Genomic DNA, 10,062 nt, shown 5'->3' on the forward strand with positions numbered 1-10,062 from the left:
GACGGAGGGGCGTCCAGGGCCTCCAGCAGTGGGCAGGCGTGGGCGTGGTGGGGCTCGGCGCAAGAGGACAGCAGCTTGGAAAGGGCGAGTGCCATGGCCTGCAGCTGCCGGATGCGCTCCCGCACGTCGGCGAGCTTCTGGCCCGCGTTGCGCTGGACTTCGGCGCACGCGGCGCCCCGGGTGTCGCGCAGGGCGAGCAGCTCCTTCGCCTCAGCCAGGGTGTAGCCGAGCGCTTGCGCACGCTTGATGAAGCGCACCAGCGACACAGTTTCCGGGGAGTAGGTGCGGTAGCCCGAAGGGCGACGCTCCGGCGGAGGCAGCACGCCCTCGCGCTCATAGAAGCGCAGGGTGCGGATGTTCACCCCTGCCTCGGCGGCCACCTGCCCGATGAGAAGTCCTTGTTCAGTCATGGCGTCCTTGAAGGGGCGCCTTCTCTGCCCCAACGCCATAAGCATGCACCCTCCACCTAGGTGGAGGGTCAAGTCGGCTGGAGTGGTGATCTCCTAGGCTGCCTGCGACCCAAGCAGGGAGGCGCGCCCCCTCCCCCACCTCAGAGGCTACTTGCTGGGGCGCGGCCAAGGGGAGTGACCGGTTAAGGGTTATCTCGTCGACTAGGCTCCGGTGTGGATGGCGCTGTCTGCGAACGTGTTGACGATGAGCCGGCGACCCTCTTCCTTGTCTCCGCGATGCGGGCGTTGAAGATGTTGCACGAGGCGCGACGAGGCTCCTTCACATTGGCGGTCGTCCTCGGGCTCCTGGTCACCGGATCCGTGGGGCGCTTCATGTCACTGCGCACCATGCGGCTCGTCCTGACGGTGGACTGGGTGCAGGGAATCCCGTATCCCTTCTCGATTGGACCTACTGAGTCGGCTTTCGCTCTGAAGTCGCCCCGTTCTCGGGGAGTCTCACTCGCTTTGGGTGAATGGGACCCCACGATAGGGAAGTTCCTCAACACGAGGTACTTCTTCATTCAGCAGGGGCAGGTTGTCCGCGTGGAGGAGAAGGGGCGGACTGCCCACCTCGGCACGACGGGAGCGCCTCTTCGTGCCAGTGCGAGGTCGGCTGCCGACGCTCTGCCGAGGGGTAGCTCTCCCGGGTCGAACAGTACGGGAAAGCGCTGTGTGGTCTGCGTGGAGGGGTGGCTCTGCGCTGCGCTTTGAAGCCTGCAAAGCATGTAGGAATAGAAACTAGAGAGCGGAGAGAGCCGCCTTTCTAGAAACCACAAAGCCGAGAGAACCGCACTCCGGGAGATTGTTGTTAACCGCCTCCCCAAAAGTTAACAGCACTTGTTAACCACTCTCGGCCTCTCTCTCCCCAGAACGGGTGAAAGAGCGCTCCAGAGAGCCCAATCGGCGGCGGAGGAGAGGGGGCATCTCGCTCTGCGGGGTTGAGAACCGAGAGGGCCCTCCTCAGCACCGCGAGCCAGAATCCCTTGGGATTCAGCGGCTTAAGCACGAAGGCCCCGCGATATGCATCGCGAGGCCCGTGTTAAACAAAAAGGCCCTGCCGGTTGGCAGGGCCTTTCAAGTAGCTCCCCGACGTGGACTCGAACCACGGACCTAGTGATTAACAGTCACCCGCTCTACCGGCTGAGCTATCGGGGAATATGTCCTCACGGCGGAACCGCGTTGCCGTGATGAGGCGCTTTCTAGAGAATGGTGCCCGCTCTGTCAACAGTCCCTTTTGATCCGCTCTCCCGGCTTCACCTCCAGCCTTGGTCCGCACTCGACGGCCTGGGCCCCGTGGCGGCCGATTCCATCGCCCAGGTGCTCGCCGGCTCCTCCGCCGAGCGCGTGCTCGACCGTACTTTGCGTGACCACCGCTCTCTGGCCCGAGAGCAGCGCCAGGCCCTCAAGGAGGCCGTCTTCAACGTCGGGCTCTGGCGGCGCCGCCTTGGCTTCCTCCTGGGCCGCGAGGACGCCGCTCCTCCCTTCCTGCTCCATGCCCTGATGCACGGCCTTTCGGGCGTCCCGGCAGTGGAGTCCGCCGCCCTGGCCGGGCTCGGGGATGGGGCGCCGCCCCCGTTGGTTTCGGCGTCGCCCCCCACGCTCGCGCTCCGCGCCTCCCTGCCAGACTGGCTCGCCGACCATTTCGCCCGGGAGTTCGGTCCCGAGGCCGACGACTTCTGCGCCCACCTGAACGTCCCCGGGCCCATCACCCTCCGGGCCAACGGCCTGCGCACCTCGCGGGAGGCCCTTGCCGAGCGGCTGCGCTCGGAGGGCGTCGAGACGCGCCCCGGCCCCTGGAGCCCGCTGGCGCTCCATATCGAGGGTCCACGGCCCAACCTCTATGGGCTCCGTTCCCTCCAGGAGGGCCTGTTCGAAGTCCAGGACGAGGGCAGCCAACTCCTGGGGCTCCTCGTGGAGGCCCGGCCCGGGGAGACGGTGCTGGACCTCTGTGCCGGCGCGGGCGGCAAGACGCTCCAACTGGGCGCGGACATGAAGGACTCGGGGCGGCTCCTGGCCTATGACCCGGACCCCGAGCGGCTCGACCGGCTCCTCCAGCGCTCCGCCCGGGCTCACCTCACCCGGGTCCAGGTGCTCCGGAGTCTTCCCGAGGGCCTGGAAGCGGACCGGGTGCTCGTGGATGCGCCATGCTCGGAGCTGGGCTCCCTGCGCCGGGGCCCCGACCAGCGCTTCCGCATCCAGCCGGAGGTGCTCACCCGGTTTCCGGCGCTCCAGCAGGACATCCTCCAGCGTGGGGCCCGCCTGGTGCGGCCCGGCGGGCGGCTCGTCTACGCCACTTGCACCGTCAACCGCGCGGAGAACGAGGACGTCGTCGCCACCTTCCTGGCGTCTCGCCCGGACTTCCGCCTCGTGCGGCCCGGGGCGGGGTGGCTCTCCGATGCGTGTCTCCGCGACGGATTCCTCTTCGTCGCGCCCCACCGGCATGGCACGGACGCCTTCTTCGCGGCCGTCCTGGAGCGGTCGGCAGGGTAGGGGCAGGGGCGACAGGCGGTCGCAGTGTCCGTGTCCCGACGGACGGGGGAACTCAACGCTTCTCCCTCCCGGGGCTCGAATCACCGTGCCCCCCGGGCCCCGGGTGCTATGAAGCGCCCCGTGCGCTGGCTCAAGCCCCTTCCGCTCCGTCCTCGCGACGCCGTGCATGTCGTCGCCCCCTCCGGGCCCTTCGACCGCCCGAGCTTCGAGGCCGGCCTGGCCGTCATCGCGGAGCGCTACAGCCCCGTCCACGGCCCCGACATCTTCTCCTCCCACCGCTACCTCGCGGGGGATGACGCGCGCCGGGGCGGGGAGCTGTCGCGCGCCCTGCTGGACCGGGACGCCCGCGCCATCTTCAGCGCCCGCGGTGGCTACGGCAGCGCCCGGCTCCTGCCGGACCTTCCCTTCGCGGACGCCTCGCACGCGGCCTTCGTCGGCTTCTCCGATCTCACCTCCGTGCACGGGGCGCTCCAGGCGCTGGGGCGCGTCTCCTTCCACGGGCCCGTCCTCACGCAGCTCGGCCGGCAGCCTCCCGCGGTGCGCGAGTACCTGTTCCGACTCCTCGAGTCCCCCGAGGCGCCGCCCCCGCTGACGGGCTCGGCGACCTACGTGCCCGGCATGGCGGAGGGGCACCTCGTAGGCGGCAACCTGTCCGTGCTGTCGCGCCTCATCGGCACCTCGTACATGCCGCCGCTCGACGGCGCGGTGCTGCTGCTGGAGGACGTCACCGAGCGCCCGTACCGCATCGACCGCATGTGGACCCACCTGCGCCTGGCGGGCGTCTTCTCCCGCGTGCGAGGCATCGTCCTGGGCGACTTCACCGGGTGCGAGGAGAAGGGCGCGGACTACTCCAGCGCCGACGTGCTCCGTGAGCTCGCGCGCGAGGCGGGCCTTCCCTGCGCGGCGGGCTTCCCCATCGGCCACGGTGACATCAACTACCCCGTGGCGCTCGGCACCCAGGTCCGCCTGGACGCGGACGCCGCGCGCCTCACCTTCCTCGAAGGAGCCGTGCGGGCATGAGTGGCGGTACCCACCCCATCGCGATTCTGCAGAAGGTCCTCGATGACGCCTGTGAATTGGGCGTCTTCCCCTCGGCCCAGGCCGTCGTGCTGCACCGGGGCGTCCAGGTGTTCGGCGGCGTCGCGGGCAAGGTCTCCGGCGACACGCGCTTCGACCTGGCGTCGCTCACCAAAATCATCAGCACCACCTCGCTCTTCCTCCGCCTCTGGACGGAAGGGAAGGTGGGGCCGGAGACGCTGGTGTCCCGCTACTTCCCGGGCACGCCCGTGGGCGACGCGGGCGTCACCGTGGCGGACCTGCTCTACCACCGCTCCGGCCTGCCGCCCTTCGTGCCCTTCTTCGCGCAGGCGCTCACCGCGCACCCCGAGCTGCTGGACGCGGACTGTCCCTCCGCCCTGCGCGCACGCGTCCGCGACGAGGTCATCCAGGCCGCCTCCGCCACGCCGCTCGCCGCCGAGCCCCAGACGCGCGCCGCCTACAGCGACGTGGGCTTCATCCTCCTGGGCGAAATCCTCTCGCGGGCCGCGGGCGCTCCGCTGGACACGCTCTTCTCCCGCCACGTCGCCGAGCCCCTGGGCCTCAGCGCCCGCTTCCACCGCCTCACCGACTTCCCCGCCGACGCCATGCCCGCGCCCACCGGCGCCACCCGTCCGCGCGAGCCCGCTCCAGGGCAGGAGACGCTGTGGAAGGACGTGCCCACCCAGCCCACGCGCCCGGGCGAAGTGGACGACGACAACGCCTGGGTGATGGACGGCGTCGCCGGCCACGCGGGCCTCTTCGGCACCGCCGTGGACGTGGCCCGCTTCGGCCAGGCCGTGCTGGACGGCTGCGCGGGCGGGGCCATCATCGCGCCGGGGCCGCTGTGGCACCGCGCGCTGGCCACGGACCCGAAGGTGGAGGCCAGCACCCGCTCCATGGGCTTCGACTCGCCCTCCGAGGGCGTGTCCAGCGCCGGGCACTACATTGGCGACACCCCGCCGGGCGCGGTGGGGCACCTGGGCTTCACCGGCACCAGCCTCTGGGTGGACCTGCGCCGCTCGCTGGTGGTGGCGCTGGTGACGAACCGCGTGGCCAACGGCCGCCAGGAAACGCGCATCCGGGATTTCCGACCGCTCTTCCATGACTTCGTCGTGGAGGCGCTCGAGCTCACTGAAACGAAGCAGGGACACCATGGCTGACGACAACGGAAACGTCCTCGACACCCTCGAACCCGGCAGCGTGCGCCGCATCCACCTGGTGGGCGTGGCGGGCACGGGCATGGGCTCCTTCGCCGGCATGCTCAAGGCCGCCGGCTACGACGTCACCGGCAGTGACGAGAATGTCTACCCGCCCATGAGCGACATGCTCCGGACGTGGGGCATCCCCGCCGCCACGCCGTACCGTCCGGAGAACCTGGACGCGGCGAAGCCGGACCTCGTCATCATCGGCAATGTCATCCGCCGCGTGAATCCCGAGGCCACCGCCGTGCGCGAGCGCGGCCTCAAGCAGATGAGCTTCCCCGCCGCGTTGGGCTCGCTCTTCCTGGACCGCTCGCACTCCGTCGTCGTCGCCGGCACCCACGGGAAGACGACCACGTCCTCGCTCATTGCCCATGTGCTGGTGGAGGCGGGCAAGGACCCGTCCTTCCTCGTGGGCGGCGTCACGCAGAACTACGCGGGCAACTACCGCGTGGGGAAGGGGCCGCACTTCGTCGTCGAGGGCGACGAGTACGACACCGCGTACTGGGACAAGGGCTCCAAGTTCCTCCACTACCGGCCGCGCACCGCCATCCTCACCAGCGTGGAGTTCGACCACGCGGACATCTTCCGGGACCTGCCGCACTACGAGGCGACCTTCGAGAAGTTCGTCCGGCTCATCCCCCAGGACGGACAGCTCGTCGTCTGCGCCGCCTACCCCAACGCGGTGAAGCTGGCGCGCGAGGGTTGCCCGGGGCGCGTGGTGACGTACGTGGCGCAGGAGGGCGCGGACGCGGACTACACGCCTCGCAACCTGTCCTTCGGCCCGGACGGCGCCCGCTTCGACGTGGTGGCGCGCGGCGAGGTGCAGGGCACGGTGCAGCTCCCCATGGGCGGCGCGCACAACGTGGAGAACGCGCTGGCCGTCATCGCCGCGGCGCGGGGCCTGGGGCTCACCTTCGACGAAATCGCGCAGGGGCTGGCCACCTTCAGCGGCGTGAAGCGCCGGCAGGAGCTTCGCGGCGAGCCAGACGGCGTCATGGTGATTGACGACTTCGCGCACCACCCGACGGCGGTGCGGGAGACCATCGCCGCCATCCACCACCGCTACCCGGAGCGGCGGCTGTGGGCGATTTTCGAGCCGCGCTCCAACACCAGCCGCCGCAACATCCACCAGGAGGACTACGCCCACGCCTTCACCGGCGCGGCCCGCGCCAGCCTCAAGGTGCCCGAGCGCCACGACAAGGTGCCCGTGGGCGAGGAACTGGACGTGCGCAAGCTCGTCACAGACCTCCAGGCCCAGGGGATTCCCGCCGAGGGCGCGACGGACGTGCAGGCCCTGGTGGACCTGGTTGCCCAGGAGGCCCGCCCCGGCGACGTGCTGCTGGTGATGAGCAACGGAGCCTTCGGCGGCTTCATCGACAAGGTGCTGGCGGCCCTCTCCGCCCGCGCGCAGAAGGGAGCCTGACATGCCGCGCCTGCCAATCGCCGTCATCGCTGGAGCGCTCGCGCTGTCTGGCTGTGCGAGCCACCCGCCCATGCCGTCCGCCTCGGCCGATGGGCAGGGGACTTCGCAGCGCAGCGGCCTCAAGGGCTCGCAGCCGCTGGACTTCCAGGTGAAGCGCTATCCCGGCGGCGAGCCATATGACCTCGCCTCGGATCGGGGCAGCGTGGTGGTGCTCGACGTGTGGGCCACCTGGTGCGAGCCCTGCAAGGACGCGCTCCCCTACTACCAGGACCTCGCGAACGAGTACGGGGCCCAGGGCCTGAAGGTGTACGCGCTCAACATCGACGAGGACCCGCGCGCCATCCCCGCCTTCCTGGCGGAGACGAAGGTGACGCTGCCCGTCCTCATCGACGAGAACGCCCAGGTGGCCGAGCGCACCCTCAAGGTGCGGGGCATGCCCACCACGTATTTCATCGACCGCAAGGGCATGGTGCGCCACGTCCATGAAGGCTTCGCCGAGGAGTTCCTCGCGAAGTACCAGACGGAGCTCGAGGCGCTGCTCGCCGAGCCCACCCCGTAGAGGAGAGCGTCATGTCCCAGGACTCGCCCGACAGCCTGCGCCGCACCGCCGAGGAGGGGGCCCGGCTCGCTGGCCGCATCCTCGCGGACCGCTTCCTGGGCGAGCGCACCATCGAGTTCAAGGGTGGCATCGACCTGGTGACGGACGCGGACAAGGCCTCCGAGGAAGCGCTGCTCGCCTTCATCCGCGAGCGCCACCCCGACCACGCCATCCTGGCGGAGGAGAGCGGCGCCACGCAGGGCACCGACAGCCTGCGCTGGCTGGTGGACCCGCTGGACGGCACCACCAACTACTCGCACCGCGTGCCGCACTTCTGCGTCAGCGTGGCGGTGGAGGGCCCCGGCGGCGTGTTGGCTGGCGTCGTCTATGACCCGATGCTGGACGAGCTGTTCTCCGCCGCGCGCGGGCAGGGCGCCACCCTCAATGGCCGTCCGCTGCGCGCCAGCACCGTGTCCTCGTTGGACCGGGCGCTGCTCTGCACGGGCTTCCCCTACGACGTGCGCGAGCGCCCGGAGGGGCCGGTGGGCCTCTTCACCCGCCTCATCCTCCACGCGCAGGGCATGCGCCGCACGGGCAGCGCCGCCATGGACCTGGCCTACGTGGCCGCGGGCCGCTTCGACGGCTTCTTCGAGTTCGGCTTGAAGCCGTGGGACATCGCCGCGGGCTCGCTGCTGGTGGAGGAGGCGGGCGGCGTCATCCGCCACATCTCCGGTGAGCCCTTCGACGTGCTGCGCGGCGACGTGATTGCCTCCGCGCCCGCGCTGGCTCCGGCGCTGCTGTCCGAGGCGAAGCGCTTCGTGGACGGCCTGCGCGAACATCCTCCGCGCGGCTGAGGCTCAGGCGAAGGCTAGAAGAAGCTCTCCGGCACGAAGACGATGTCGCCGGGCTGGAGCATGAAGTTCTTCTCCCGCCCCACGCCGATGTCCTCCACGGGCACGCGAATCTTGCGCTCCTGCCCGTCCACCACGCGCGTCACCAGCGTGTTGTTCTTCGCCGCAAGCTTGGTGAAGCCGCCGGCCAGCGTAATCGCCTGGACGATGGACATCTCGTTGTCCACGGGGAAGGTGCCCGGCTTCTGCACCTCGCCGAAGACGAACACCTTCTGCGAGTTGTACTCGCGGATGAGCACCGACACCTGGGGGCGGCGCACGTAGCGCGCCAGGCAGTCCCGCAGCTGGTCCGCCGCCGAGCTGGGCGTCGTCCCCGACAGCGGCACCTTGCCGCACAGCGGGTAGTCGATGGTGCCCTCGCTGGACAGGCGCCAGGTGCCGGAGTGCTCGGGCTCCTGGAAGACGCGCACCTCCACGACGTCTCCGGGCCCCAGCTTGCCGCCACTGGAGCGCGCGGCTTCCGCCTCCGCGGCGGGCGTGGGCGCGGGCGGCGGCGGGCGCTGCGACGTGCCGAAGCAGGCGGGCAGCGTCATCAGGGACAGCACGGTGAGGGCGGCGCGGAAGCTGGTCATCTCCAGGAGGGACAGACGCTCACTCAGTACGTCACGGAGAGGCGGGCGTACCCCTCGTGCCGCGAATAGTTGAGGCCGCCGCCACCCACCGAGGAGGAGCGGCGACCCAGCATGTAGCCCGCAGCGCCCGTCAGCCACGGGTAGAACTGGTACTCCGGGCCGATATTCACGCCGACGACGGTGTCGTTCCGGCCGCCGTCGAAGCGCAGGAAGTCCACGGCGAGCCCGCCGGACACCGTCAGCTTGCCGCCGAAGAGGGCGCGCACCTCGCCGTAGCCCCGGTTGTCCGTGAAGAAGCCGTAGGCGGCCACGGGCTCCATCGTGCGCAGGTAGCCCGCCTTGAAGCTCAGGGTGGGGCTGTAGAGGTAGGTGCCCTCCAACTGCCCCAGGAAGGTGCCGCCGCCGGTGCTGCCGAGGTTCTGGCCCCAGCCCGCCTTGGCCGTGACGGCCACCTTGGGGGACACGAGGCCCGCCACGCCGCCCATGGCGCGCAGCAGCGTGGCGTCCGGCGTGCTGTCGTTGAAGTAGCTGCGCACGTCCAGGCTGGTGTCCAGCACCACCGCCGTCTTCGGCAGGAAGCGCCAGCGGCCTTCCGCGCCCACGCGCAGGTTGCCGTAGTCGAAGCGCTCCACGGCGGCCGGGTCGCACACGCTTTCGCTGCAGCCGACGGGGCTCACCGAGCTCAGCGGCTGGAAGAACTCCACCGCGTAGGCCACGCTGGGCGTCAGCTCCAGCGCGCCGCCGCCGGGGCGCCACGGGGTCTTCACGCGCGCTTCATTGAAGAGGCTGAGCACGCCCACGCCCACGGCCGCGGTGCGCGTGCGGTCCGAGCGCGCGAACTGGTTCGACACCTCCAGCGTTAGCGGGGCGTCCGGGTTGAAGCGCGCGTTGAGGTCCGCCGCGCCCTCCAGGCGCGAGGCCGCGCTGGAGTTCTTCGTCACCAGGCCCGTGTACATCACGTAGTCCAGGTTGGCGCCCAGGTTGAGCGCCATCGTGGACGACGGAATCTCCAGCCGGAAGCCGGGGCGGAAGCGCAGCGCCACGTCGCCCGACAGGTTGCCCGATACCGGGGCGCTGTTGGGCTCCGAGTTGGAGGTGGGCGAGAAGTAGCCCACGCCGCTGTCCAGCCGCGTCTCCAGGTCGAAGTAGGGGTGCAGCCGCCCGGTGCCTACCTTGAAGCCGTTACCCCCGGTGGGAGGCGCCGCGATGCCCTGGGCGGAGGCCGTGCCGCCCAGCGCGAGCAGCGCCAGTGCACCCAGTCCTGCCCAGAATGTCGCGGGCTGCTTCATGGCTCAGAAGGGCTTCCCAGGTGTGAGGCGCATTTCCTCCCACCTTTCGTGCTTGCGGCCGGCGGCGTCATAACATGCGAGTCAGGCCGGACCGAACGTTTGTTGGAGGGGCTACCGGATGGGGCTGGCGGGAGGTGGGCGCACCAGGAC

The 10,062-nt window shown here is 70.3% G+C and carries 9 protein-coding genes and 1 tRNA gene; 6 read left to right on the forward strand and 4 right to left on the reverse strand.

Going from position 1 to position 10,062, the window contains the following annotated elements:
* Window positions 1–410 (reverse strand): heavy metal-responsive transcriptional regulator (locus HNV26_RS35445; protein WP_171445148.1); only part of this gene is annotated, 410 nt, incomplete at its 3' end.
* Window positions 411–1,531: 1,121 nt separating this feature from the next.
* Window positions 1,532–1,604: transfer RNA gene (locus tag HNV26_RS35450), tRNA-Asn, on the reverse strand.
* A 138-nt stretch (window positions 1,605–1,742) separates the two neighbouring features.
* Between HNV26_RS35450 and HNV26_RS35455 the strand changes: the two genes are divergently transcribed.
* The 6 genes from HNV26_RS35455 (at window position 1,743) to HNV26_RS35480 (ending at window position 7,994) form a co-directional block, all read left to right on the forward strand.
* Complete coding sequence (locus HNV26_RS35455) at window positions 1,743–2,939, forward strand: RsmB/NOP family class I SAM-dependent RNA methyltransferase (protein ID WP_171445147.1); 1,197 nt, start codon at window positions 1,743–1,745, stop codon at window positions 2,937–2,939.
* A gap of 108 nt (window positions 2,940–3,047) precedes the next feature.
* Window positions 3,048–3,959, forward strand: coding sequence for a S66 peptidase family protein (locus HNV26_RS35460; protein WP_171445146.1), 912 nt, complete (start codon window positions 3,048–3,050; stop codon window positions 3,957–3,959).
* Window positions 3,956–5,137 (forward strand): serine hydrolase domain-containing protein, encoded by a 1,182-nt coding sequence (locus tag HNV26_RS35465; protein ID WP_171445145.1) that lies wholly within the window; start codon window positions 3,956–3,958, stop codon window positions 5,135–5,137. Before HNV26_RS35460 ends, HNV26_RS35465 begins: the two co-directional genes overlap by 4 nt.
* A complete protein-coding gene (gene mpl / locus HNV26_RS35470; protein ID WP_171445144.1) occupies window positions 5,130–6,602 on the forward strand; it encodes a UDP-N-acetylmuramate:L-alanyl-gamma-D-glutamyl-meso-diaminopimelate ligase in 1,473 nt (490 codons plus the stop codon). The genes HNV26_RS35465 and mpl overlap by 8 nt, the downstream gene beginning before the upstream one ends.
* 1 nt (window position 6,603) lies before the next feature.
* On the forward strand, window positions 6,604–7,161 hold the full coding sequence (locus HNV26_RS35475) for a TlpA family protein disulfide reductase (protein WP_171445143.1): 558 nt from the start codon (window positions 6,604–6,606) through the stop codon (window positions 7,159–7,161).
* 11 nt (window positions 7,162–7,172) lie between these two features.
* Window positions 7,173–7,994 carry an inositol monophosphatase family protein gene (locus HNV26_RS35480; RefSeq protein ID WP_141620308.1) on the forward strand — a complete coding sequence of 274 codons (822 nt, stop codon included), beginning with the start codon at window positions 7,173–7,175 and terminating at the stop codon, window positions 7,992–7,994.
* Between the two features lie 14 nt (window positions 7,995–8,008).
* Here the strand turns inward: HNV26_RS35480 and HNV26_RS35485 are convergent, their stop codons facing one another.
* Window positions 8,009–8,623: a polysaccharide biosynthesis/export family protein gene (locus HNV26_RS35485; RefSeq protein WP_011552015.1), complete on the reverse strand. Its 615-nt coding sequence runs from the start codon at window positions 8,621–8,623 to the stop codon at window positions 8,009–8,011.
* Window positions 8,624–8,646: 23 nt separating this feature from the next.
* A complete protein-coding gene (locus tag HNV26_RS35490) occupies window positions 8,647–9,912 on the reverse strand; it encodes a hypothetical protein (RefSeq protein WP_171445142.1) in 1,266 nt (421 codons plus the stop codon).
* Between the last annotated feature and the right edge of the window lie 150 nt (window positions 9,913–10,062).

It is taken from the genome of Myxococcus xanthus (genome assembly GCF_013116825.1).
Taxonomy (GTDB): Bacteria; Myxococcota; Myxococcia; order Myxococcales; family Myxococcaceae; genus Myxococcus; species Myxococcus xanthus_B.